The organism is Cryobacterium levicorallinum, assembly GCF_004402405.1.
Lineage (GTDB): Bacteria > Actinomycetota > Actinomycetes > Actinomycetales > Microbacteriaceae > Cryobacterium > Cryobacterium levicorallinum.
Window position 1 is genome coordinate 323,925 of the sequence record NZ_SOFE01000014.1, and the last position, 25,852, is coordinate 349,776.

Annotated in this window: 20 protein-coding genes and 1 riboswitch; of the genes, 6 read left to right on the top strand and 14 right to left on the bottom strand. The window is 64.3% G+C overall.

Features of this window, described 5'->3' with window-relative positions; genetic code table 11:
• The first annotated feature begins 72 nt into the window (after window positions 1-72).
• From E3O11_RS08815 to mmsB, 3 genes are all read left to right on the top strand, one after another.
• A complete protein-coding gene (locus E3O11_RS08815) occupies window positions 73-2,037 on the top strand; it encodes a M13 family metallopeptidase (protein ID WP_092448113.1) in 1,965 nt (654 codons plus the stop codon).
• 324 nt (window positions 2,038-2,361) lie between these two features.
• A complete protein-coding gene (locus E3O11_RS08820; RefSeq protein ID WP_092448202.1) occupies window positions 2,362-3,243 on the top strand; it encodes a serine hydrolase in 882 nt (293 codons plus the stop codon).
• A 71-nt stretch (window positions 3,244-3,314) separates the two neighbouring features.
• Window positions 3,315-4,208: a 3-hydroxyisobutyrate dehydrogenase gene (gene mmsB / locus E3O11_RS08825; RefSeq protein WP_092448114.1), complete on the top strand. Its 894-nt coding sequence runs from the start codon at window positions 3,315-3,317 to the stop codon at window positions 4,206-4,208.
• Window positions 4,209-4,312: 104 nt separating this feature from the next.
• Here the strand turns inward: mmsB and E3O11_RS08830 are convergent, their stop codons facing one another.
• The 7 genes from E3O11_RS08830 to E3O11_RS08865 all read right to left on the bottom strand — a co-directional run bounded on the left by E3O11_RS08830 (window position 4,313) and on the right by E3O11_RS08865 (window position 12,689).
• Complete coding sequence (locus tag E3O11_RS08830; RefSeq protein WP_092448115.1) at window positions 4,313-5,134, bottom strand: energy-coupling factor transporter transmembrane component T family protein; 822 nt, start codon at window positions 5,132-5,134, stop codon at window positions 4,313-4,315.
• On the bottom strand, window positions 5,131-6,795 hold the full coding sequence (locus E3O11_RS08835; protein WP_166787537.1) for an ABC transporter ATP-binding protein: 1,665 nt from the start codon (window positions 6,793-6,795) through the stop codon (window positions 5,131-5,133). Before E3O11_RS08835 ends, E3O11_RS08830 begins: the two co-directional genes overlap by 4 nt.
• Window positions 6,788-7,387, bottom strand: coding sequence for an ECF transporter S component (locus E3O11_RS08840; protein ID WP_092448117.1), 600 nt, complete (start codon window positions 7,385-7,387; stop codon window positions 6,788-6,790). The genes E3O11_RS08835 and E3O11_RS08840 overlap by 8 nt, the downstream gene beginning before the upstream one ends.
• A 22-nt stretch (window positions 7,388-7,409) precedes the next feature.
• On the bottom strand, window positions 7,410-8,045 hold the full coding sequence (locus E3O11_RS08845) for a YkoF family thiamine/hydroxymethylpyrimidine-binding protein (RefSeq protein ID WP_092448118.1): 636 nt from the start codon (window positions 8,043-8,045) through the stop codon (window positions 7,410-7,412).
• A gap of 17 nt (window positions 8,046-8,062) precedes the next feature.
• Window positions 8,063-8,173, bottom strand: a riboswitch (TPP riboswitch).
• 258 nt (window positions 8,174-8,431) lie between these two features.
• Entirely contained in the window at window positions 8,432-9,406 is a 975-nt protein-coding gene (locus tag E3O11_RS08855) for a Gfo/Idh/MocA family protein (RefSeq protein WP_092448119.1), read from the bottom strand.
• A gap of 32 nt (window positions 9,407-9,438) precedes the next feature.
• Window positions 9,439-10,485, bottom strand: coding sequence for a zinc-dependent alcohol dehydrogenase (locus E3O11_RS08860; RefSeq protein WP_092448120.1), 1,047 nt, complete (start codon window positions 10,483-10,485; stop codon window positions 9,439-9,441).
• Between the two features lie 2 nt (window positions 10,486-10,487).
• Window positions 10,488-12,689, bottom strand: a complete 2,202-nt coding sequence (locus tag E3O11_RS08865) for an alpha-galactosidase (RefSeq protein ID WP_092448121.1) — start codon at window positions 12,687-12,689, stop codon at window positions 10,488-10,490.
• A gap of 393 nt (window positions 12,690-13,082) precedes the next feature.
• Between E3O11_RS08865 and E3O11_RS08870 the strand changes: the two genes are divergently transcribed.
• Window positions 13,083-14,033: an ROK family protein gene (locus E3O11_RS08870; RefSeq protein ID WP_166787538.1), complete on the top strand. Its 951-nt coding sequence runs from the start codon at window positions 13,083-13,085 to the stop codon at window positions 14,031-14,033.
• A 127-nt stretch (window positions 14,034-14,160) separates the two neighbouring features.
• Here the strand turns inward: E3O11_RS08870 and E3O11_RS08875 are convergent, their stop codons facing one another.
• From E3O11_RS08875 to E3O11_RS08905, 7 genes are all read right to left on the bottom strand, one after another.
• A complete protein-coding gene (locus E3O11_RS08875; RefSeq protein ID WP_092448123.1) occupies window positions 14,161-15,456 on the bottom strand; it encodes an ADP-ribosylglycohydrolase family protein in 1,296 nt (431 codons plus the stop codon).
• 3 nt (window positions 15,457-15,459) lie between these two features.
• Entirely contained in the window at window positions 15,460-16,311 is an 852-nt protein-coding gene (locus tag E3O11_RS08880; protein WP_092448124.1) for a carbohydrate ABC transporter permease, read from the bottom strand.
• Entirely contained in the window at window positions 16,308-17,231 is a 924-nt protein-coding gene (locus tag E3O11_RS08885) for a carbohydrate ABC transporter permease (RefSeq protein WP_092448125.1), read from the bottom strand. Before E3O11_RS08885 ends, E3O11_RS08880 begins: the two co-directional genes overlap by 4 nt.
• Window positions 17,232-17,263: 32 nt before the next feature.
• A complete protein-coding gene (locus E3O11_RS08890; RefSeq protein WP_092448126.1) occupies window positions 17,264-18,541 on the bottom strand; it encodes an ABC transporter substrate-binding protein in 1,278 nt (425 codons plus the stop codon).
• A gap of 584 nt (window positions 18,542-19,125) precedes the next feature.
• Entirely contained in the window at window positions 19,126-20,574 is a 1,449-nt protein-coding gene (locus E3O11_RS08895) for an amino acid permease (RefSeq protein WP_092448128.1), read from the bottom strand.
• Between the two features lie 98 nt (window positions 20,575-20,672).
• Complete coding sequence (locus tag E3O11_RS08900; protein ID WP_092448129.1) at window positions 20,673-20,906, bottom strand: YbdD/YjiX family protein; 234 nt, start codon at window positions 20,904-20,906, stop codon at window positions 20,673-20,675.
• On the bottom strand, window positions 20,906-23,179 hold the full coding sequence (locus E3O11_RS08905; protein ID WP_092448130.1) for a carbon starvation CstA family protein: 2,274 nt from the start codon (window positions 23,177-23,179) through the stop codon (window positions 20,906-20,908). The genes E3O11_RS08900 and E3O11_RS08905 overlap by 1 nt, the downstream gene beginning before the upstream one ends.
• Window positions 23,180-23,342: 163 nt before the next feature.
• Between E3O11_RS08905 and E3O11_RS08910 the strand changes: the two genes are divergently transcribed.
• Both E3O11_RS08910 and E3O11_RS08915 read left to right on the top strand, forming a co-directional pair.
• The gene (locus E3O11_RS08910) at window positions 23,343-24,728 is read left to right on the top strand and encodes a glycine--tRNA ligase (RefSeq protein WP_092448131.1); all 1,386 of its coding nucleotides are present in this window, start codon (window positions 23,343-23,345) and stop codon (window positions 24,726-24,728) included.
• Window positions 24,729-24,801: 73 nt separating this feature from the next.
• Window positions 24,802-25,851: a zinc-binding dehydrogenase gene (locus tag E3O11_RS08915; RefSeq protein ID WP_092448132.1), complete on the top strand. Its 1,050-nt coding sequence runs from the start codon at window positions 24,802-24,804 to the stop codon at window positions 25,849-25,851.
• Window position 25,852: the final 1 nt, after the last annotated feature.

Below are 25,852 nucleotides of genomic sequence, written 5' to 3' on the forward strand. Positions count from 1 at the left end.
GCGCTCGCCCATCACAGCCCACACGATCCCGCTATACGGCTGCCTGTCACCCCGCCCGGATAGGCTGGAGGCATGACTGAGCTGGCGACTGCATCCGGAATCAACAGACACGAACTTGACCCGGAGGTGCGCCCGCAAGACGACCTCTTTCGGCACGTGAACGGCCAGTGGATTGCGCGCAGCGAAATTCCCGTCGACAAGGCCCGCTGGGGCTCCTTCATGATGCTCGCCGAAGACGCCGAAAAGGCCGTGCGCGAGATCATCATCGAGGCGCAGACCGCGCCGGAGGGCAGCCTCGAACGCAAGTTCGGCGACCTCTACACAAGCTTCCTCGACGAAGAGCGCATCGAAGCGCTCGGCGCGACACCCCTGCACAAGGACCTGGCAGCGGTCGATGCCGTCACCACCATCTCCGAATTGCTCGCCACCCTCGGCCGCCTCGAGCGTGGCGGAGTCGCCGGAGCCTTCCACCTCTACGTCGACAACGACCCGGGCAACCCCGAACGCTACCTCGTCTTCATCGCGCAGGGCGGCATCGGCCTGCCTGACGAGTCCTACTACCGCGAAGAGAAGTTCGCTGATATTCGCGCCAAGTACCAGCAATTCCTTGAGCGGATGTTCACCCTCGCCGGTTTCGCCGACGCCGCCGGCCGCGCCGCGCGCGTCTTCGAGCTCGAGACCGAACTCGCGTCGCACCACTGGGACAAAGTCAGCACGCGCGACAGTGAGAAGACCTACAACCTGCGCACCTGGGACCAGGTCTCGGCGCTCGCTGCCGGCGCCGATGTCGACCTCTGGTTGGAAGGCCTCGACGGCCCGTCCGGTGCTCTCGCCGAGGTCGTCGTGCGCGAACCGAGTTACATTGTCGGACTCGCGGCGACGCTCACCGAGGACCGTCTGGAAGCCTGGCAGGACTGGCTGCGGTGGCAGGTCATCCGCTCGAGTGCTGCGTACCTGTCCGGTGAATTTGTCGAGGCGAACTTCGACTTCTACGGTCGCACTCTAAGCGGCACCCCGCAGCTGCGCGAGCGCTGGAAGCGCGGTGTCTCGCTCGTCGAGGGTGCCCTCGGTGAGGCCGTCGGTCGCATCTACGTGGAGCGCCACTTCAAGCCGAGCGCCAAGGCGAGCATGGACGTGCTGGTCGCGAACCTCGTCGCCGCCTACGAGAACAGCATCAGCACCCTCGACTGGATGACCGAGGAGACCCGCGGGAGGGCGCTCGAGAAACTCAGCAAGTTCACGCCGAAGATCGGCTACCCGGTGAAATGGCGCGACTACTCGAGCCTGGAAATCAGCGCCGACGACCTGATCAGCAATGTCAAGGCCGCTGGCGAGTTCGAGTTTCAGCGCGAGCTCGGCAAGATCGGGAAGCCGCTCGACCGCGACGAATGGTTCATGACGCCGCAGACCATCAACGCCTACTACAACCCCGGATTCAACGAAATCGTCTTTCCGGCCGCCATTTTGCAGTTTCCGTTCTTCGACGAGGATCGCGACCCAGCCGCCAACTACGGCGCGATCGGCGCGGTCATCGGCCACGAGATCGGCCACGGCTTCGACGACCAGGGCTCCAAGTACGACGGCGACGGCCGCCTCACCGACTGGTGGACCGCCGACGACAAGGCCGCATTCGAGCTGCGCACGACCGCACTCATCGCCCAGTTCGAGGGCCTCGAACCGCAGGCCATCCCCGGAAACACCGTGAACGGCGCGCTCACGATCGGCGAGAACATCGGCGACCTCGGCGGGCTCTCCATCGCCTGGAAGGCCTACCTGCTCTCGCTCGATGGCCAGGACAGCCCGGTCATCGACGGCCTCACCGGGCAAATGCGCTTCTTCCTGTCCTGGGCCCAGGCCTGGCAAATGAAATTACGCGACGCTGAGGCCATCCGCTTGCTGGCCATCGACCCGCACTCGCCGAACGAGTTTCGCTGCAACCAGATCGTCAGCAACATTCCCGCGTTCTATGAGGCGTTCGACGTTTCCGAAGCGGATGCCCTCTGGCTCGCCCCCGACAAGCGCGTCACGATCTGGTAGCGGTACTGTCCGCGGCGGGCATGCCGAGGCCCGAGTGGGGTGTCATGATCTGGCCTTCTCGCCTCGGCCAGTTCGCGCGTCCCCCGTCTGGGTTAGGGTTGGCCGTGCGCCTTGATCGGCCAGAGGCTGGCCTTGCGCCGTTTGCCGCTGTAGTCGCTGGCTGAGCAGAGTGACTCAGAGCAGATTGACGCAGTCCGGGTTTGTAGCGATCGGCAGCACCGAGGGAGGAATGAGCCAACGATGGTCTTGTCCAGCGGTTCTGGTTCGAGCGGCGGCGGGCATCGGTCCGGCCCGAATGTGGGCGATACCGTCGCCTCAGGTTTGATGCGTTCCCGCCACGCCGCAGCGCCCGGCGGCAAACACCGCGGCGCCGAGACTCCAGAAAGCTTCGCTCGCGGCTTCGCCGCCCTCGGCGACCTCGCCCTGAACGGTGTGCAGGTTTCGGCCCGGGCGACCGACCTCGCGACCGGGCGGGTCTTGTTCTCGGTCGACGACCACGTTTCCATGCCGACCGCGAGTATCGGCAAGGTGCTGCTGCTGATTGAGGTGGCCGCGCGGCTGAAAGACGCCGAGTTCGGTATGGCCACGATGCTCGAGCGTACGAATGTCGATGCCGTGAGTGATTCCGGCGTCTGGCAGCACCTGCAGGTGGCCCGATTGGGCGTCGCGGATCTCGCCGCCCTCGTCGGGTCGACGAGCGACAACCTCGCGACGAACGTGCTCATTCGCGCCGTCGGGCTGCACTCGGTGCGTGCCCGCACCGAGCAGCTCGGCCTCAGCCGCACGGCGCTGCTCGACCTGGTGCGCGACAAACGTGGCCCCGATGACGCACCGCAGCTGTCAGTGGGCAGCGCCAAGGAACTGACCTGGCTGTTCACCGCGCTCGCCCGCGGCGAGATCGTGGACGCCGAGACCAGCGCGCGCGTGATTGGCTGGCTGTCGCTCAACACCGACCTGTCGCTGGTCGCGAGCGCCTTTGGGCTCGACCCCCTGGCGCATCGGGAGAGCGATCACGGTCTGCTCATGGTCAACAAGACCGGCACGACCGCCGGGGTGCGCAGCGAGGTGGGTATCCTGCGTGGTCCTCGGGCCGGTGCGACCTACGCCGTGTCGATGGCATTCGACGACGCCCTGCTGATGACCCGCCTCGCGGTGCTCGAGGGGATGCGCGCGGTCGGGGCGGACCTGCTGGAGTACGTGCACTAGCTCCCGCCAAGTTGTGCCATCGTGTACGGGACGGGCATTGACGCCCGTCACCGGAGCGAAGGAGCTATGCCATGGCGGTTATCGGATGGATTGGACTCGGACACATGGGCGGCCCCATGACGGCGAACCTGGTGAAGGCGGGGCACAGCGTGCGCGGCTTCGACCTCAACGCCGAGGCCCTCGACGCTGCGGTCGCTGCCGGCGTCACCCGCGCGACCAGCATCCAGGACGCCGTTGACGGCACCGACGTCGTCTTCACCATGCTTCCCAAGGGTGAGCACGCCCGCGCGGTGTACTTCGGCGAGGCGGGAGTCTTCGCCCATGCCGACCCAAAAACGCTCCTGGTGGAGTCGTCGACGATCGACATCGAATCATCCCAGGCCCTGCACGACGCGGCGAAAGCTGCGGGTTTTCGCCTTGTCGACGCCCCGGTCTCGGGTGGCATCACCGGTGCTGAGGCCGGCACGCTCACCTTCATGATCGGTGGCGAAGCGGATGCCGTAGCCGACGCGACCACCTACATCCAGCCAATGGCGGCGCACATTATTCCGACCGGCGGGGCCACGACCGGCCAGGCGGCGAAGATCTGCAACAACCTCATGCTGTTCATCAACCTGGCCGCGACGTCCGAGGGGGCAGTTTTGGCCGATCGGCTGGGACTGGACCCGCAGGTTTTCTGGGATATCGCATCCGTTTCATCGGGCGACAGCTGGGCGCTGCGCACCTGGTATCCCGTGGCTGGCGTCGTGCCGTCAGCGGCCGTGAACCGCGACTTTTCGCCGACCTTCACCGCCGAACTTGCCAATAAGGACATCGGTCTCGCAATCGCGGCGGCGGAAGCCACCGACACGCCGCTCGAGATTGGCAAGCACGTCGCCGAGCTGTTCCAGCGCCTGGTCGATCAGGGGCAGGGCGGCAAGGACTGCTCGATGATCGTGAAGCTCGTCGACGGCACCCTGGCCTGACGCTTGCGCCGAGCCGTGAGTTTCATACCCCTTCAAACGCTTCCACGCGTTGAGACCCACGGGACGGCGGGTTGACCGTGGCGCATGAGTGTATCTGGGTTCGTTCAGGTGTTGAGCGCATGGAAGCCTTCCAGAAAGCCGAGAAAGGAACTCAGGCCGACGACGACGGTCAACGTGGTCAGCACCGCGGCGGCCATGGCCCAGTCGGTGCGGGTGAGGGGAATACGCCGCCAGGTGCTGCGCGGGGTCAGGCCGAGGCCGCGCGACTCGAGGGATTGCGCCATCCGCTCGCCCTTGCGAATCGATAGCACCAGCAGGGCGAAGGCTGCCCGACCGTATTGACGGAGGCCGCGAGGCGGCTTGCCATGGGGGCGGAGGGGAGCGCGCACCGCGTGTGCCTGGCGGATGGTCTGCCACTCGCGCGGCAACTCTTCGAGCATACGGTAGCCGGCGAGCACGGCGTAGGTGAGGCGGGAGCCGAGCCGGGCGTGCTGGTGCAGGCTGGTCATGAGGGCCACGCCGTCGGTCGAGAGCACAAAGCCGATCGAGAGCACGCCGATGACGAGGGTGCGCAGGGCGAGGGCAGCCCCCACGAGCAGTCCCTCGGTGGTGATCCGCAGCACCCCGGACTGCCAGAGTACGTCCCCCGGCCGGCTGAGCGCGTTCACGATCAGAAGGCCGAGAGCAAATGCCAGAAATGGAATATGTGCGAGAACGAATACTTTCACAGGAATGCGAGCCGTGACAGCGACCGCGCCGAGAGCGAGCAGGTACAGCACCAGTGGCGTGATCGGATCGAAAACAAACATCAGCACGAGGGAGACGACGAACAGAAGCGCGAGTTTGACGGTCGGGTTGCGCCTGGCTAGGGCGCTGACGGGCCGTCGTGTCGGGGGAGCATCGATGTCGATGAGTTGAGCAGTCATGTCGTCGCGCCCACGGCAGCGTCGAGCTGACCCAGCACGCGGCGAATCCGCGCGTCAGAATCGAATTCCTTGAGCAGGTGCCGAATCAGCGTGGGCAGCTCGAGCCCGGCCTGCTTCAGTACCTCGTCCCACCGCAACACCTCGAACACGGGCCCGTCGGCGATCACCGTATGGTCGGCCAGCACGATCACCCGGTCGGCGAGGGTTGCCACGGTTCGCAGATCATGACTGGAGAAAAGGATGCTGCGGCCCGCGTCGGCCGCCTGGCCGAGCGCTGCCAGGGTGGCGATGGTGTCCCGGCGATCGAGGCCGAAGGTGGGTTCGTCGGCGAGCAGCACCGGCCGATCGTGCGCGAGCATGGCGGCGACGCTGAGCCGCCGCTTCTCGCCGCCGCTCAGTCGATACGGGCTTTGATCGGCGAGGTGGGTCAACCGGTGCCGGTGCAAAATGGCCTGAAGCTCGTCATCGCTCAGGCTCGGCAGCCCATGCCGAATCTCGCCGCGCACGGTGTGCTCGACGAATTGGTGCTCGGCATTCTGAAAGATCATGCCGGGTCGGGCGCCGGTCACGGTGCCGACCGATGGCCGGTGCAATCCCGCCAAGGTCAGCAGCAACGAGGTTTTGCCCGTTCCATTGCCGCCGAGCAGGGCCACGATTTCGCCGCCCCGCAGGGTGAGGCTGACGCCGGCGAGAACCGTTGTGGCGGTCCCGTTCGGCGCGCCAACCCCGCGATCAATGACCACATCCGTGGCGGTCAGAACGATCCGGCCGAAGTCCTGCCGTCGCCCCAAGGCTCCGGCCGGCTCGCCGAGTGACCGGAGGCCGGCGCGCACGCCCGCTTCGCCGAGCCCGCCGGCGCACCCGGTCACGGCAAGCAATTCGGTTTCGAGCGGAAGCCAGCATCCGTTTTGATTGAGCGAGCGCCCATGCTGGGCGAGCACGTCGACCGTGGGGCCATCGGCAATGACGGTTCCGGCCTCGCCGAGCACGAGTGCGCGTGGCGGCAGCCCGGCGATTCCCGCCGTGCCCGTGAACTCGTCGATGCGGTGTTCGACCAGCACGACGGCCGGCCGGTAGGTGTCGACGGCCGAACGGATGGCGCGGCGCACGGCGCCCAAGCCCGCCGCGTCGAGCATCGAGGTGGGTTCGTCCAGCAGGAGCACGGCCGGTTCGGCGATGAGGGTGGCGGCGAGGGCCACGCGCTGGCCTTCGCCGCCGGACAGCTGCCCGGTCGACCGATGTCGCAGCATCCGTGCCTGAACAGCGTCAAGGGCGCGATCGATGCGCGCCGAGATAAGTGCCGGGTCGACACCGCGGTTTTCGAGCGGCAAGGCAAGCTCCTGTTCGACGTCGGGCAGACAGACCGACGACGCGGGGTCCTGCGCGACCACGCCGACGAGCCGGGACAGCTCGACGACGGAGGTTTCGATGCTGAGCGTCCCTCCCATGCGCACACTGCCGCCGAGCGAGGCTACGACCGAATGCGGAATGACGCCGGTGATGGTCTGCAACAGGGTGGATTTGCCCGAACCGGAGGCGCCGAACACGATGAGCTGCTCGCCCGGCGCGAGGCGCACCGACACGTCGCTGAGCACGGCCTCGGGCCGACGCGGGAATCGCACCGACACGTCCTGCAGTGTCAGGATGTCGGTCTCAGGCACGGGCGAGGCGATCGCGGCCGATCGCGAAGTTGTCGACGACGCCGGTTTTGTCGAGGGCATCGACGATGAGTTTGGCCAGCAGCCCGCCGAGAAACACGCCGGAGATCAGCTGAATAGCGAGGCGCAGCAGAAAGATCTCCTGGCCGTACCAGCCGGAGCGAAATGCCGAGTAGAAGAACACCAGCCCGGCGCCGAGCAGCCCCGAAAGTGCGTAGGTCAGCCAGCTGTAGTTGCGGTAGCGAGTGAGGGCGAACGGAATCTCGCTGCCCGCGCCTTGAATGGCGGCGGCGACGAAGAGCAGCGGCCCGACCATGGAGCCGAGAAAGACGACCTCGATCACCGACGCGATAACCTCCGCAAAGATGCCGGCGAACGGCCGTCGCACGATGGCGATCGCGATCGGGGCGACGAGCAGCCAGGAGCCGAGCAGAAAGTGCTGCGCGAGGTCGCCGGCCGGACCCATCGTGATCGACAGGGCGGTCCAGGCCTGCACGAATATCCAGTACAGAAAGCCGAACACGACACCGAGCACGACGACAAGCACGAGGTCTTTGAGGCTCCAGTGCCTTTTCTTGGCGGATGCTGTGGGCATGGCTGTTTCTTTCTGGTCGGCGTCAGGACGCATGGGAGTTCAGGCTCGGGCTGTTGAGGGACAGGGTCGCGTGCGTCGCCACGTGCTGCACCGTTCGGCCGGCCACGATCCAGCCGGCGGCGATGACCTGCAGCACGAGGGCGAGGTCGCCCTCGAGCCGGGTGACGAAGTGCTCGCTGTGTACCGTGAGCCCGGAGGCCTTGGCGGTCTCGATCGCGGCGTAGATGTCGCGCATGTGATCGGCTGAAGCAGAACCGGTGCCGTCATCCAGTGGATACAGTGCCCATTCTGCGACGGCGTGTACGCCGGTGGGGGTGAGGTTCACGACCTCGGCGAACAGCCCGCCGGTGGGTGGCAGCGTGCAGGTGACTTCGCCGGGGCAGCCGCGGGAGAATTGCACGGTTGCCGTGACGTGGGCTCCGCTGCGGCTCGCACCGGCGACGACCTGGCTGACGTAGCGCAGCAGGTCGGGTTCGGCGCCGGACAGGTAGGTGCTGACGACGCCGGTTTGAAGTGCGAGCCCGGTCGAATCTGCCTGCTGGAGCGCGTCGAGAATGACGGCGGCGTAGTCGTCGCGCATGACGGCGAGGGTGAGGCGCGCGCCAATGCCGAATTCCGCCGGTGTGGCTGTGAAGGTTTCTGGAATGATCGTGCCCATTTCTTTCGTGGGGGCACGGGAAAGACGAGTCAGCCTCCCTGCGCTGGCATGATCCAGATCAGGTTCGACGGTCGAAGCCTCTGCAGCTTCCTCTCAGCCCGATTAATCGGACTCCCGTGTTGATACAACGAAAGTATGGCATGCCGTGGCCGGGTCGCGGGTGCCGAGGCTGGCCCCCTGCAGCCGCCACCGACACACCACTGGAGGTTGGGCAGCACGTGCAGCAATTGTTCCAGCGCCTGATCGACCAGGGCCAGGGCGGCAATGTGTGTGACGACACCTGTGCCGGTCGGCGACGGCGTACTGTGCCCCGCCGTGTCGCTAGCCCGCGATGATGAGGATGCTTGCGGCGATCACGCTCCGGGCACGATTTGTGCACGACGGTGTTATTCGTTCGGATACCGTAGACCGATCTTTGCCCGGATGGCATCCATCGTGCGCATGACCGTCACCGATTCCTCGGGAATGATCAGGGGGCTACCGTGATTGCCGTCTCGGATGACGCGTTCCACTTCGGCCGCTTGAAACTGCATGCCACGTCCGGATACTGCCTGGTCATAGACGTCGACAAGTGAATTCCTTGCGTCGTAAAGCGACACCGTGGTTGGTGCGTACCAGGTGTCCGCGATTTCGATGCGGCCCTCGGTGCCAAGGATTGTGGCTCGGTTAGGGCCTCGCGTCTCGAGTGATGAGAACGATGTCGACATCGCGCCGTTCTCGTGCGTGAGGATCGTCGCGACCGACGCGTCAACTCCTGATCGGGTGAACGTTGCGTGAGCGTCGATGTCGACGGGGGCACCAAGGATATCGTGCGCGAAGGAAACAGGGTAGATACCGAGGTCCAGGAGCGCACCGCCGGCTAGATAGGGGTTGTTGATGCGGTGAGTGTCTTCACGAGGAAGGTTCTGCGTGTGGTCGGCGTGGAGGGAACGGATCTCCCCGAGGCGGCCCGCCGCGATCAAGTTGCGCACGTGTGCCATGTGCGGGAGGAACCGCGTCCACATGGCCTCGACCACGACGAGGCCCATTTGCAGGCCGAGTTCGACGACGGTGGAAGCCTGGGCTTCCGTGAGAGTAAACGACTTCTCGACGAGGATGTGTTTGCCGTGTTCGAGCGCGAGCGTTGCGTTTTCGGAGTGCAGGTTGTGTGGCGTTGCGATGTAAATCACGTCGACGTTCGGGTCGGTAGCGAGGTCCTCATACGAACCATGGGCCTGGGGAATCCCATGGGTTGCCGCGAAAGCCTCGGCTGACGCGAGAGAACGCGACCCGACGGCCGCCACCCGGTGGCCGTGGGCGATCAGGTCTCTCGTGAACGCTCCGGCGACGCCCCCCGTTGCGAGGATCCCCCAGCCAATCATCCCGTCAGATCGTGGGAACGGGTCCCTCATGCTCACGGCGCCGTCCGGTAATCGAGGACTACTTGCAGCGCGGCCTCTGGCGACGCGTCGAGCATCGTGAAGGCGGCAGGAGCGTCTTCCGCTGGCATCGTATGCGTAATGAGCGAGGTGACGTCGAGTTGGCCGTCGCTCACCAGTCGGAGCGCCGTAGTTGACATGCGCAACTCGTTCCAGCGGTGCTGAAGCGTTGGTGAGACACCGGAAATCTGGGATCCGATGATGGAGATGCGGTTGTGGTGAAATTCGTTGCCGAGGTGAACGGGGGTCGCAGCGCCCTGAAAAAACCCTCCGACAACAACGCGCGAGCTGTAGGCCGCGGTGCGTACGGCCTCTTGAAGTGCATGGTAACTGCCACTCATTTCGATAACCACATCGGCCCCACGATTTTCCGTGAGCTCACGGACTCGCTCGGCGACGTCGTCGGCGGCCGGGTCAAGCGTGAGGGAGGCGCCGAGGCGCTCGGCGAGTTCTCGGCGCCCCGGGAGCAGGTCGACGGAGACCACGCGCCCTCCGTTGAGCCGAGCGAGTTGTGCCACGATTTGTCCGGGAACGCCGGCTCCGAAGACGACAACGGTCTCGCCGACGTGTATGTCGGCGTCGAGTACGGCATTGAGAGCGATCGCTCCGATCTTCGCAAAGATGCCTGCGACTGGATCGAGTCCGTCCGGCATAAGGCGGTCCATGACCCACGTCATGGGGCGGACGACGGAGGACCGGTGGCCCCACGTTCCCCAGACGACGCGGCCAATCAGCCCCGCGTCCACGCCGTCGCCGACCTCTGTGATGGTGCCAACCTCTTCATAACCCCAGGCATCGAGCGGGTAGGAGTGCGTCGAGTCGCCCGGTACGAACAACCGGCGGCGAGCATCCCATTCGCTGTTCAGGTACGGGTTGCTGCCGCGGTATGCGGTGAGCTCCGTGCCGGCGGAAATGCCGGAATACATGGTTTCGAGGCGCACCTCGCCGGCGCCAACGGGAGCGTCCTCAAAGTCGATGACTTCTGCCAGGCCGGGTGAAGTAAAACGAACGAGCCGTCCCATGTTCAGTTCCTTTCGGTTGTGAGGTTGGTGAGTATGTCTGCACGATCGACGGCGACAAGTCTGAAGAGCAGGGCTTGTTCTGGATAGAGCATGGGCGCGGGGAGCCCGATGCGGCCGAGGACGCTTCCGGAGAGGGCGATGGGGTCCGTCCACCACGACGGTGCCCCGCCTTTCACTCGCATGAGAGCCGAAGCGGACAGCTCAATCGGTTCGATGCGGTAGATGGCTTCGTCGCGCAGACCGGGGATTCGGATGCGACCGGGGTGCACAGCCACACTTGTGGCGAGTGCGACGAATGAGATGACCGCGCGGTCCTGGTCGGGGGCGACGTAGCCGTGTGCCCAGTACGCCTCATCGGGGTAGTCGCTGTGCACGGCAGTGCCGGTATGGATGAGTTCCCGCTCTTGTTTGTAGAGGTCAACCCAGGCCGCGAGCTGGTCAAGTTCCGCGCTTGATGCGTCGCGGAGGTCCCACTCGATCCCAAAATGCCCAAAAAGCGCCGTGGCCGCGCGGAACGCGAGCGCGTGGGTGCGGTGGGTCGTGTGCGCCGTCGCTGCGCCGACGTGCGACCCCACAAGCTCCGGGGGCAGGAGCAGCCCCGTCCAGCGTTGGATCTGCTGGCGCTCGAGGGCGTCAATGCAGTCGCTCGCCCACACGCGCTGCGTGCGCTCGAGCACAGCGAGGTCGACTCGACCACCGCCGGAGGAGCACGACTCGATCTCAAGTCCTGAATGTCGCCGATGCAACTCGTCCATGAGCGCGTACGTCGCGAGGGTCTGCGCGTGAACGCGTGGAGTGCCTGTCACGCGATCACCAGCTTCCACGAGGTCGCGGTTGTGGTCCCACTTGATGTAGTCGATGTCGTACTCGTTTACCAGGGCACTTATCGACTCAAGAATGTAGTCGAACGCCGCAGGGATCGTGAGGTTGAGTACCTGCTGCGAGCGGCCCGCGATGGGGAGTCTGTCTCCCGGCGCGAGAATCCATTCAGGGTGCGCTCGGGCGACGTCTGAGTCCTCGTTGATCATCTCAGGTTCAAACCAGAGCCCGAACTGCATACCGAGGGAGCGCACGACCGTGACGAGGGGGCCGAGTCCGTCCGGCCAGACGTCGCGGTCGACTTGCCAGTCGCCGAGCCCTGCTCGATCGTGGCGGCGGTGAGTGAACCAGCCGTCGTCGAGGACGAATCGCTCCACGCCTACGCGTGCACCGAGCTCGGCGAGCGTCGTCAGCGAGTCGAGGTCTTGGTCAAAGTACACGGCCTCCCAGGTGTTGAGGACAACCGGCCGGGGGCTCACCGGGTGCGACGCTCTTCCACGAAGATGCTCGTGGAACGACGCGGCGATGTCATCAAGGCCGTTCCCATACGCCGCGTATATTGCCGGCGACGAATAGGAGGCACCCGGCTTGAGGATCATTTCGCCGGGCAGAAGAAGTTCACCGCCGCCGAGCACACGCGATCCGGTGATTCCGAGCTCGGCGAAGGTGGCGTGATTGCCGCTCCAGGCAGTGTGAACTGCCCATACCGCGCCGGAGCGGAAGCCGAAGCCCGGTGTGCCGGCTGCGAGAAGGATGCTCGAGTCCGAGCCAGTGCGACCGCGCCGTCCTTCCCGGAGATGCGTGCCGACCACGAAGGGATGGCGTTGGGGAGTGCGCTCTCGGAGGTGCCGACCCGCGAAGTCGAGGAGCTCGCCGGCTTCGGCCGGGACAGGGAGAACGACGCGGAGCGCGTCGACCGAGTAATCGCTGTCCTGTGCGATATTCGTCAAGCGCGCCTCGAGACGGAGCAGCCCGGACGGCAGGAGCGTAATCGTGGTTGTGAGCTGCAACTCAGCGACGGTATCGGTTGCCTCGGCCACGAGGGATTGAATCGTGCCAGCCGATCCGTCGATGCGCCAGCTCGACGCGGTGAACGCCGTCGAGAAGGATGTGCCACTTCGATGCCCCTCCAGACCGGGGGTTCCCATCCATCCCGCTGATTGCTCGGGGAGCAGTGTCGGCGACCGGCGGGACTCAAGCAGATCGGCCCCACCCTGGGTCTCGGCGAGGGAGCGGAGGAAGGCCTGGTCGGTAGAGGTCGCAGCGAAGGGAGCGCCCCAATGGAGGATGCGCGGAATGCCGGAGGACACGTCGATCGTTACGCACGTTCCGCTGGCCTCGAGCGTGACCAGCTGCGCCACGTCTACTGCCGTCGATACACTCATCCGTGCCCCCTTTTCACTCTTTTAGATTCCATGCTGAAACTATTAAACCAAAGTATGGCATACTCAAACGGCGCAATCACGGCCGCCTAAGTGGCAAGTTGGATAATTCTTGAAGAAGATCGGAGTTTGGCGATGGACGGTGTCGAATCCGACGTCAGCTCGCTGCTGTCCGCGCCGTCGAAGGCCGTCGCGATTGAGGTTCTCGTGCATGGCGCCCAGTCTCGAGCGCGACTCGCGCGCCGTATGGGGCTCTCGCCCGCGACCCTCACGCGACTCGTAAAGCCTCTGCTCGAAGGGGGCGTGCTCATCGAGTCGGGCGCCGTGCGTTCTCCCGGTCGAGGCCGTTCTTCCCTTCCCCTTGATGTGGTCCCTGACCGGTACAAATTCGTTGGCGTGAAGCTCACCGAGGAAGCCATCTACGCCGTCGTCACTGACGTACGGTCGCGCATCATCGATCAGGTTCGTGTGCCGCTCGGTTCCCGTGACGTGTCGGATGTCGTGACTGCCGTGCGCGACATTGTCATGGACTTCCAGTCGGGCATGGACCAGCCCCTCGATGCTGTTGGCGTAACGGTAGGCGGCCGGGTCGATGAGGGTGAGATTGTTGCGGATTCTTCCTTCCTCCAGTGGCGTGATGTGCCCTTTCGCTCGCTATTGGGGGCGGCCCTCAGGGTTCCCGTCTACCTGGATAACGACGTTGTCGGCCTTACCAAGGCCCAGCAATGGTTCGGTCATGGCAAGGGGTACTCGAGCTTCGCTCTGCTTACTGTTGGTGCCGGAGTTGGGTATGGCCTCGTCATCAATGACCTGATGATTCCGACTTTTCTAAACCCTCTTAGCCACTATCCCGTTGATCCGTCGGGACCGCTGTGTCCGCTCGGGCATCGGGGCTGCATGACGGCATTCTTGTCCTCGAGCTCGATCACCGCGGCGGTGTCTGCCGCACATGGCCGTTTCATCGAATACGACGATGTTCTCGAGATGGCCAGGTCTGGGGATGCGCCAGCTGTTCGTGTCGTCCAGGAAGCCGCTCGCGCCCTGGGCCGTGCAGCATCCGCTATTACGGCATTTACCGGTGTGAAGCGCATCATTCTTTCGGGCGAAGGGGTTCACCTCGCCGATGCCGCGCGTTCGAGCGTTGACGAGGGGCTGTCTGAATATGACACCGATAGTCCCCTCCACAGCGAACTCATTGTGCGTCCTATGGACTTCCCCGAATGGGCAAGAGGCGCGGCCGTTATTGCTATTCAAAAAACGTTTCCTAGAAGTTCACCCGGTGGTACTGCGGGCAGCGAAGCAGGCGCCCCAGCGGAGCATTCGACAGCTGTAATTGACTCTGAGTGACCATCTGGCCTGCATTGGGTGCTTGCAGGGAAGGCCTGCGCGTGACCGTTTTCGTTTCATAATGAAACTATATCGAGAGACCAAACGGGCGTCTGCGGTCAAGCGCAAGGCGTCGATTTCGTCCGCGTCATTCCTTCTCGGCGAGCCGCAGCGTTCGCGCCGTCAGCTCGTCGATCGTTATGCGGTCGAAGTCGCGCACAGCGCTGCGCACGCGCACGGGTTCGCTGATGAGTAGGGACTCCGGGATGGCGGCCGAGCCGTGCAAGGCACCGAAGACGCTACCGACGGTGGCCGCGTTGGAGTCGGTGTCCCGGCCGCCCTCAATGGCAATGCCCACCGCGCTGAGAAAGTCCTCACCCCAAAGCAGCCCCGCCGTAATCTGCGCGGCGTTGTTGATCGTGTGCACCCAGCTATAGTGCCCGAGCTCCCGGTCGATCGTGTCGAGTGCGACGACGTGGGTTGTGCCCTGATCGTGGAGGTCAAGCATCCGGTGAAGCGCCTCGGCAAGGCGTGATCCGCTGGGCACCACGGCGAGGGAGCATTCGAGCGCTTCGCGAGCGGATGACGCCGCGAACGCCGCCGCTACCAGGCCCGCCGCCCACATTGCTGCGTACATGCCGTTTCCGACGTGCGAGAGTCGGGCGTCGGTGATGGCGAGTGCGGCGGCCGGCCCAGGATCCCCGGGATGAATGTAACCGTAGACGTCGACGCGAATGAGGGCGCCAATCCACTCCCGGTACGGGTTTCGGTGGGTCGCTGTGGCGGGCGGGGTGAGGCCGGCGAGAAGGTTGCGGTAAGTGGCGCGCTCCGCAGTGTATGTCTGAGTGAACGGCATGCGGTCGAGCCAGAGAGCGGCGAGCTGGTCGGTGGTGAACTCGCGGCCATGCCGTTCGAGCGTGAGCATACCGAGGATCGTCCAGTCGATGTCGTCATCGCGGGGAACCTCCTGGAACCGGCCCTCGGTTGCGATGGGAGCGGAGGGATGCAGGTGGGCGACACCGTCGGGCAGTGGGTTCAGAAGCGGGAGGTATCCGCGGAGCGGCCAGTGACCCGCGGCACGTAGGTAGATCTCCACCTGGGTTCGATCGAGACCCTCGATCGGCTTGCCGAGCGTGTTACCGACCGCCCGCCCGAGCCACGCGCCGCGAATCCGGTCGGGCAGCACCGCCGCGTCGAACCCGGTGCGGGGTGCAGCGTCACAGAGTGCGTACAGCACGTGCTCCTCCCGGGGCTCGTAGTACGGCCAGTCCGGCAGGGGCCGCAACTCACCGAGCCGAATCTCGACCGCCGCGAGGTGTTCCAGATCACCGGCCGCTGCCGCCCGTTTGGCTTCCTCGAGGAGGTCCCCGACGGGATATCCGCTCACCTGTAATTCTTCCGCCTCGTCAGGCACGAGATCCCGGGGATCGAGTACGTTGTGCATTTCTTAACCTTTCACTGCGCCGGAGAGGAATCCCTCGGTCACCTGACGTTGCAACAAGATGAACAGGAGCACGACCGGCAAGATTGTAATGAGCGCCCCGGCCGCCAATGGTCCGATGTCGACGGACCGACCGCCGACGAAAAGATACAGTCCCGTGGTCAGCGGGCGGTATTCGCCGCTGGGCAGGTAGAGGAGGGGGACGAGAAAGTTGTTCCAGTTCTGCAGGAACGTGAAGACTGTCAGGGTTCCGATCCCCGGGGTGGCCAGCGGCAACATCACTTGCGCGAAGATGCGTGCCTCGGAAGCGCCGTCGATGCGGGCAGCCTGCTCGAGCTCATCAGGCAGGTCAGAGAAGAATGCGCGCATGAAAAAGGCGCCGAAGGCGAGCCCGGTCGTGCTGAGCACAAGGATCGTGCCGACGAGAGTGTCGAGCATTCCCATGGTGCGGAGCTGAAAGTACAGCGGAATCATGTAGGCGAAGAACGGCACGAGCAAGCCGAGCACCACCGCGTAGAACAGGATGTTTCGACCGGGGAACGGCAACCGGGCGAACGTGTATCCCGCCATGGTGGAGAGCGCGACTGTGATCACGGTGCTCGGGATCGTGAGGAGCACGCTGTCGAGCAGGTGTGAGCCGAACTCACCGACGGTCCAGGCTTGCACGATGTTCTCGAACGAGAACGACGAGAAGAGGCCGAACGGATTGACCTTAACATCCTGCTCGGTTTTGAGCGCGGTGGAGAGGATGAGGATCACCGGGAACAACGACAGGAGCGAAAGCACAACGAGCAGCAGGTGGTGCGAGGCGCGAATCGCGCGTCGGCGGGGCGAGAGGCGGATCCTCGAAATACTCATACGGACTCCTGCAACGAGAGCCTACGCTGCAGGCGATTGAGTGCCACGGCGAAGGGAATGGCGAGCACGGTGATGACGAGCGCGAGCGCCGTGCCGTAACTGATGCGGTTGAGCTGAAAGGCATTGCTGTAGGCATAGGTGCCCAGAACTTCCGTCGCGTTCGATGGGCCGCCACCGGTCATGATGAAAACGATGTCGAAGACACTGAATCCGCCGACGAGCGTCAGCGTGACGATCATCAGGAATACGGGCATGATTTGCGGGAGAACGATGTACCAGACGCGCTGTAGCGAGTTGGCACCGTCCATGCGTGCTGCATCGAGCAACTCCGCATCGACGTTGCGCAACGATGACAGCAGCACGACGAAGACGAACCCTGTCGTCGCCCAGACGGCAGTCACAAGGACTGCATACAGGGCGGTGTTCGGGTTGCCGAGCCACCCTGTCGCGAGTGCATCGAGCCCGACCGATCGAAGCAGCTGGTTGAGCCAGCCACGCATCGGATCGTAGATCCAGCCCCACACCACCCCGGCCGCAACGGCGGGGAGGATGTACGGAATGAAGAGCGCGACGCGGTACAGCGTGCTCGCCCGGCGCACCGTCCACATCAGCAGGGCCAGCGCAAGTCCGATGACCACCGGTGCTGCCGTGCCGAGAACGATCCAGATGATGTTGTTCATGAACGCTGGGCCGAGTGCGGGATCGGTGGCGAGTTCGACGAAGTTTCCGAGGCCCACGAACGCCGGCGAGGGGTCGACTCCGTTGTAGTCGAGCATCGAGTAGTAGATGGCGTTACCGAGGGGGAAGAGGAAAAAGACGGTTACGAGCACGAGCAGCGGTGCCACAAGGGCGACGCCCAGGCGGGCCTGCGCTCGCCTGGTGACGCGGGGTGCTGAGTGACTTCTGGTCGGTGGATTCATCGTTCTGTTCTGTCTCTTCCCCCTCACGTTCGTTAGTTTCGTGCCGCTGCTTCGAGTTCCTCGGCGACCTGCTCGGGAGTTTTCTGCCCGGTGAAGAGTGCCTGGAATCCGTCGTACATGGTCTGGTTGAAGAGATCACTGGCGACCACGTCAATGTTCGTTCCCAGGTCACTGCTGCCTGCGGCGAAGGTCGCGGTGTCTTCGATCACCTGGGCGAGCAGCGGCAAAACTTCGAGATCCTTGGTGTCGATCGGGAACGCAGGGATGGTTCCGAGACTTTCCACCGCCCACTGGCCGTGCTCCTCCGAGACCAGGAAGTCCACAAATTTGATGGCCGCCTCCGGGTTGTCGGTGTTTGCGGACACGAGTGGACCTGACCCCAGGCCAGCCGTGAAGATTCCAGCGCCGTCTTCGCTCGGGAACGGGATGTAGCCGACCTCGAAGTCGGTGTTGGCCTCGACCTCCGGGATAAACCAGCTACCGGTCGGCAACATGGCCGCCTCTCCGGAGTAGAACAGTGCGGCACCGCCGTCGTAGGAGATTGCAGTGGGGAACTCCGGCAGGTAGCCCGCGTCGTTGAAGCCGGCCCAGAGCGCCAGCGATTCGACTACCTCGGGCGACGTCCATGAAGCCTCACCGTCGATCAGGTCGGCGACACCCTGAGAACCCACTCGGCTCGCGAGCGTCATGCTCAGCAAGTGCCCTGCCTGCCAGCCTTCCTGGTCACTCACCGCGAAGGGGATGACTCCGGACTGCTTGATGTTGGCGGCTGCAGCTTCGAGGTCGCCAAGGTTTTCGGGCTGGTCGATGCCGAGGTCATCGAAGATCGTTTTGTTGTAATACACCCCGACGGTTTCGATGTCGCCGGGAACTCCGATTATTCTGCCATCGACGGTGACGCGGTCCTTCGCGAAGTCGTAGATCTGCCAGTCGTTCTTCTCGTAGCTCTCCGTCAGGTCATACAGGAGCCCCGCGTCGGCGAGGCTGCCGGCGAAGGTCGGACCCGAGCCCCAGTTGAAAACATCCGGCCCGTCACCCGACTGCAGTTGAGTCTGAAGAACAGTGCGCATCGTGTCGAAGGGCATCGCATCGATTTCGACGAGGATGCCGGGGTTTCGCTCCTCGAACTTCGCGACTCGGGCCTCGATCATCGGCAAGAACTCCGGGTCCTCCTGCTGCTCGACCAGGTAGCGGAGGGTGCCGTCGCCCTCACCCGAAGAGGCAGTCGAGCTAGCCGGTGTGCATCCGCTGAGCAGCAGCGCGAGTGCGCCGAGGCCTGCGACAGCGGCGAGTGAATGTCGAGATGTCATTGTTATCCTTCGGATGTTGCAAGCGGGGGCGAACGGATGTTCGATTGCCCGGGCAACCTGCGCCGATAGTTTTGATGAGAAACTATAGTTGCCGGTTCAGGCTCTACATTGTGACTCAATTCTTCCCGGATCGGGGAGATTTGACATTAACGGGGGATGAATAGTTCTGCACTAAAACTATTTGGTAGCCGGCGAACCCTTTTCGCAGTATCCCCGCACCCCCCTCGCCGTCGAGATTCACTGCCCCTGAGTCCCGCCTCAGCCGGAGTCCTGCTCTCGATCCAGCAACCCGCGCGATTCTGAAAACGGCAGCAGCGGCATCCGCTCGGCGCAGTCGGATGACGCCACCGGGTTCGATGAATCCACCATCGAACTGGGACTGCTCGCGGTGCCGGGCGGCGACATTAGCGATGCCGTGGCCAGCGCCCGGGAATTTCTCGCAATCATCGAGCCGGGTGGCGCATCGGAACCCGGACCCTTGCTCTCAACCCGGCTCTTCCTCGAGGCGATCACCTGGTCGATGGTGATCCTATCGATCGTGATCCGGCTGTTCGCGCTCTGTGGCGACCGAGCTGAGTGACAGACTATTTTTCGGCCGGTACCTCCACGTAGCGCGGACTCTTCGGGTTCATGACGGAGTTCCGACGACCGTAGGCGAAGTAAATGACCAAGCCGATCACGAGCCAGATGGCGAAGCGCAGCCAGGTTTCCCAGTGCAGTTGGGTGATCAGAAAGAAGGATGCCAGCACACCGAAGGCGGGGACTATCGGCATGAATGGCAGCCGGAAGGTGCGCGGAACATCGGGCCGGGTGCGGCGCAGCACGATGACGGCAATGCAGACCACAACGAACGCCGCCAGGATGCCGATATTGGTCAGATCCGCGATCAGACGAATCGGGAAGACTCCGGCCAGAAATGCGGAGGCGATGCCCGCAATCCAGGTGACGCGTTGCGGGGTGCCCTTCTTGTCGGTGCCCGAGAACCATTTGGGTAGCAGACCATCACGGCTCATTGAGAACCAGACCCGGCTGACGCCGAGCAAGAAGGTGAGCATCACGGTGAGGATGGAGACGACGGCAAAGGCCGAGAGGATGGTGGCGATCACCGGCAGACCCACCGACTGGAAGGCGACGGCGAACGCGGCCGTCGGGTCGATGTCCTGCCAGTTCTGCATGCCTGTGAGTACGAGGGTAGCCAGCACGTACAGCACCATGGCAATGGCCAGGGAAAGCAGAATCGCCTTCGGCATGTGCTTCTTGCCGTCCTTGGCCTCCTCGGCCGCGGTGCTCATGGCGTCGTAGCCGAACACCGCAAAGAACACCGTGGCCGCGCCGGTGAAGACGGCGCCGAATCCATTGGGGAGGAACGGGATGTAATTCTGGGTGTTGATGTAGAAAAAGCCGAGCACGATGATGGCCAGAATCAGCAGCACCTTCAGGCCAACCGCGACGAGTTCGAAGCGGCCGAAAGTCTGGGTGCCGCGGCTGAGGATGAACGTGACGAGCAGACAGACGATGATCGCCGGCAGGTTGATCAGTCCGCCGTCGAGGGTGTCGGCCGTGCCCTGCATCCAGATCGGCACCTGCACGCCAACCCCGGACATGAATTCGGTGAAATAGCCCGAGATACCGATGGCCACCACGGCCACGATGGCAATGTATTCCAGCAAAAGGTCCCAACCGATGAACCAACCCACGATTTCGCCGAGGGCGACATAACCGTACGTGTAGGCCGACCCTGCGCGCGGGATCATTCCCGCGAACTCGGCATAAGACAGGGCGGCGGCGGCGCTGGCCAGGCCAGCGATAAGAAACGAGATGAGTACGGCGGGGCCGGCGCCCTCGCCGTCGGGGCCGCCGTTGGCGACCAGGCCGGCCAGGGTGAAAATGCCGATGCCGATGATGCCACCGACGCCGATCGCGGTGAGCTGCCAGAGTCCGAGGCTCTTGAACAGTCCGTTCTTCTTGGATTCATCGCCGACATCGTTGATGGGCTTTCGCCGCAAGACAGAGTGGGGATTCTGAGCGGACATGACGCCTCCATTGGCTAATCGGCCTGTCCCCGGCTCGCGGGGCACGAAAATAACCTATACCTTCGGTTTGCCGGGGACGAGGCGGCCTGGCAGCCGATCTAGCAGCAGCGTCCCTGCGGGTTCGCATCCTGACGGTCGGTCTGGTCGCGCCAGAATTCCCGCTCAGTCATAAGCGGATGCGGTGCCGCGCCGTCAGTACCGTCATCAGCACCGGCCGCATGCAGCGCCGCGTGGTGCGCCACATATTTCTCGTAGGCATCCTCGCCGAGGATCCCCTTGAGGTACCAAACCACCCCGCGGGCGCCCTTGCGGACGCCCGCCAGCAGGGTCATCAGTGACCCTTGATTTTGATCTTCTTGTGCACCGGCAGGGCATCCCACTCGGCCTGCAGCACCTTCTCGGGCGGGGTCATGATGAATCCAGCCGGGGCGTAGGTCTGCGACTGCACGGCGTCATCTTCACTCGTCGCACTGGAGTTCTTGCGGTACGCGTTCCAAGTGGCCTGAAGAGCCGTGAGAATCACGATGATCGCGAGCACCACGAACACGATCGACAGCACGCCCTGCACCATCGTGTTGCGCACGACAGCTTCCATGGCTTCGACGCTCGGTGCGGTGCCAAAGCTCGTCTCGCCAGCGGCGAGGGCCTCGGAGAATGCGCGGTTCTGCGCGAAGTAACCGATGCCCGGGGTGGTCGAGAAGATCTTCAGGAACGACGCCGAAATCGTGACGACGGCAGCGAATCCGAGCGGAAGCGCCACGACCCAGAGGTATCTGAACAGTCCACGCTTGGCGACGATGGCCATGCACACGGCCAGCGCGATCGCCGCAAGCAGCTGGTTGGCGATTCCGAACAGCGGGAACAGCGTGTTGATGCCGCCGAGCGGGTCGGTCACCCCCATCAGCAGCACTGCACCCCAGGCGGCGACCATGATGGCCGTGGCGGCCCAGGCGCCAGGACGCCAGGAGGTGTTCTTGAACTTCGGGAAGAAGTTGCCGAGGCTGTCCTGCAGCATGAAGCGGGCGACGCGGGTGCCGGCATCCACTGCGGTGAGAATGAAGAGTGCTTCGAACATGATGGCGAAGTGATACCAGAAGCTCATCATTGACGTGCCACCGACGAGCTGCTGCATGATGTGCGAGAGGCCGACGGCGAGCGTCGGCGCGCCGCCGGTGCGGGAAACGATCGACTCCTCGCCGACGTTGGTCGCCATGTCGGTCAGCATGTCGGGCGTGAGGTTGACGCCGGTCAGGCCGAGGCTGTTCACGAAGGCGACCGCACCCTGCACGGTGCCGCCAGTGAGGGCGGGCGAGGAGTTCATGGCGAAGTAGATGCCGCGGTCGATCGACAGCGCGGCGACGAGGGCCATGATCGCGACGAGCGACTCCATAAGCATGCCGCCGTAACCGATGAAGCGGGTCTGGCGTTCCTTCTGAATGAGCTTCGGCGTGGTTCCCGAGGCGATGAGCGCGTGAAAACCCGACAGGGCGCCGCAGGCGATCGTGACGAACAGGAAGGGGAACAGCGTTCCGGCGACGACCGGACCGGTGCCGCTCGATGCGAATTCGCTCACGGCCGGCACGCTGATTTCGGGACGGATGATGACGATCGCCACGGCGAGCATGCCGATCGTGCCGATCTTCATGAAGGTCGACAGGTAGTCGCGCGGGGCGAGCAGCAGCCAGACCGGCAGGATAGCGGCGATAAAGCCGTAGAGGATGATGCCCCAGGCGATGGTCACCTTGTCGAGCAGCAGGTAGGTCTGACCCCAGTCGGTGCCAGCCACCACGCCGCCGCCGATGATGGCGGCGATGAGCAGCACGAAGCCGATGATGGATATTTCGGTGATCTTGCCCGGGCGGAAGAAGCGCAGGTAGCAGCCCATGAACAGCGCGATCGGGATGGTCATGCCGACCGAGAAGACGCCCCACGGGCTTTCGGCGAGGGCGTTCGTCACCACGAGGGCGAGGATCGCCACGATGATGACCATGATCACGAGGGTCGCGATGAGGGCGGCGGTGCCGCCGATCACACCGAGTTCGTCGCGGGCCATCTGGCCGAGCGAACGACCGCCGCGGCGCATGCTGAAGTGCAGAATCAGGTAATCCTGTACCGCGCCGGCGAGAACGACGCCGACAATGATCCAGATAGTGCCGGGCAGGTAGCCCATCTGCGCGGCCAGAACGGGGCCGACCAAGGGGCCGGCGCCGGCGATGGCAGCGAAATGGTGGCCGAACAGCACGCGACGGTCGGTCGCGGCGAAGTCCTTGCCATCGGCCTTGTACTCGGCCGGGGTGGCGCGACGGTCATCCGGGCGAATGATGTGCTTCTCGATGAACTTCGAGTAAAAACGATAGCCAATGAGATAGGTGCAGATCGCGGCGAACACGAACCAGATCGCGTTGACGGTTTCACCGCGCACGACGGCGAGCATGACCCAGCTGAGGCCACCGAGCAGTGAAATAGCTGACCAGATCGCAATTTTTAGGGGCGTCCAGTGGCGATCGTGGGCGTCAAGTTCCTCTGGATCCAGAGCGACCGCGAGGTCGTGCGGAATCCGTTTCAGAGCGGTCGGTGATTCGGTCGTGTTGGACGCGGCGCCCATTTCTCCTCCTTGAGCCAAGGCAAATCCTGTGAATCTGCCTACTAACGTTACCTCCGCGCGAGAAAGGCTCCGAACCAGAGCGGGAACTCGGGTCGGATCGAGCGCGTAAAATGGATAACCGGGCATTCGCTCGCATTCTGCGCCTTCGACCATTGGAGCCACCGTGGCCGCACCCACTCATCTTGATTCCGTCATCGCCCTCGCCCGCCACCGCGGCTTCGTTTTTCAGGCCGGCGAGATCTACGGCGGTTCCCGCTCCGCCTGGGACTACGGACCCCTCGGCGTTGAGCTTAAGGAAAACATCAAGAAGCAGTGGTGGCGTTCGATGGTCACCAGCCGAGACGACGTCGTCGGCCTCGACTCCTCCGTGATTTTGCCTCGCCAGGTCTGGGAAGCATCCGGTCACGTCGAGGTTTTCAGCGACCCGCTGATCGAGTGCACGAGCTGCCACAAGCGTTTTCGCGCCGACCACCTCGAAGAGCAATATGAGGAGAAGAAGGGCCGCCCGCCCGAAAACGGCCTCGACGACATTGCCTGCCCGAACTGCGGCAATCGTCACATCTGGACCGAGCCGCGTGCCTTCTCCGGCTTGCTCAAGACCTACCTTGGCCCGGTCGATGACGAGGCCGGTATGCACTACCTGCGCCCCGAAACCGCGCAGGGCATCTTCGTGAACTTCGCCAACGTGCTGCAGGCGTCGCGCTCCAAGCCTCCGTTCGGCATCGGCCAGATCGGCAAGAGCTTTCGTAACGAGATCACCCCCGGAAACTTCATCTTTCGCACCCGCGAGTTCGAGCAGATGGAGATGGAATTCTTCGTCGAGCCCGGTACGGACGAGACCTGGCACCAGTACTGGATCGACACCCGCATGAAGTGGTACACCGACCTCGGAATCAACCCCGAAAACCTGCGCCTGTTCGAGCACCCGGCCGAGAAGCTCTCGCACTACTCCAAGCGCACCGTCGATATCGAATACCGCTTCGGCTTCACCGGCACCGAGTTCGGTGAACTCGAGGGCGTGGCGAACCGCGGCGACTTCGACCTGTCGACGCACGCCAAGGCATCCGGTAAAGACCTCTCCTACTTCGACCAGACCAAAAACGAGCGCTGGACGCCCTGGGTGATCGAGCCCGCGGCCGGCCTGACCCGCTCGCTCATGGCCTTCCTGGTCGATGCGTATGTCGAAGAAGAGGTTCCGAACAATAAGGGCGGCGTCGACAGGCGCACCGTGCTCAAGCTTGACCCGCGCCTGTCGCCGGTCAAGGCCGCCATCCTGCCGCTGTCGCGCAACGAGAAGCTCTCCCCGATGGCGCGCGAGCTCGCCGCGAGCCTGCGCCAGCTCTGGAACGTCGACTTCGACGACGCCGGCGCCATCGGCCGTCGCTACCGTCGCCAGGACGAGATCGGCACCCCGTTCTGCATCACGGTCGACTTCGACTCGCTCGACGACCAGGCCGTCACCGTACGCGACCGCGACACCATGGCGCAGGAGCGCGTGCCGCTCGCCGAGCTCGAGGCCTACCTCGCCGCGCGCCTCCGCGGCGCGTAGCGTTCAACCAACGGATGCCGCGACTCGGTCTCGAAAACCGCGCCGCGGGCATCCGTCGGGCAGACTGTAGAGCATGAAAGCGGTCTATTTCGAAGAATTCGGCGTGCTTCCGGTGCTGCGCGAGGTGCCAGAGCCGCTGATAAGTGCGGCGGGCGTGATCGTGCGGGTCGAGGCGACCGGACTCTGCCGCAGCGACTGGCACGGCTGGCTCGGCCATGACGCCGACATTGCGCTGCCGCACGTTCCCGGCCACGAACTGGTCGGCGTGATCGACGTTGTCGGGCCGCTCGTGCGCCGATTTCGGGTTGGTCAGCGCGTGACGGTGCCGTTCGTCTGCGCCTGCGGCGAGTGCCCGGAGTGCGACGCCGGCAACGGACAGGTCTGTCGCAACCAGACCCAGCCCGGATTCACCCACTGGGGTTCCTACGCCGAGCGGGTCGCGCTGCACAACGCCGACGTGAACCTCATCGCCATCCCCGATGACCTCGACGCCGGCGCTGCCGCGATGCTCGGCTGCCGGTTCGCCACCTCGTACCGCGGACTCGTGCACCAGGCACGGCTGCAGGCGGGCGAAACCCTTGTGGTCGTCGGCTGCGGTGGAGTCGGCCTAAGCGCGGTCATGATTGGGCAGGCGCTCGGCGCCATCGTCATCGCCGTCGACATCAATTCCGACGCGCTCGAGGCGGCGAGCCGGGTGGGAGCTGCTCACGTCGTCAACTCGGCCGAACTGCCCGACGACGAGGTGGTCGAGCGCATTCGGGCGCTCGCATCAGGGGGTGCAGACGTGAGTCTCGAGGCGCTCGGCCGGGAGAATACGGTGGCCATCGGAATCCGTTCCCTGGCAACGCGTGGGCGGCACGTGCAGATCGGCCTGCTGGCGGACGACCCGCGGATACCGCTCGGCACGGTGATTGCGCGGGAACTGACTGTACTCGGCAGCCATGGCATGCCCGCCCACGACTATCCGGCGCTGCTGGACCTTGTGCTGAGCGGCGGGTTGCGCCCTCAGGACCTGATCAGCCGCCGAATCACCCTCGCCGAAGCGCCGGCGGCACTCGCCGCCATGTCCACGCCCGGTGCGGCCGCCGGAGTCACCCTGATCGAGGTGACCCGGCCGATCTGAC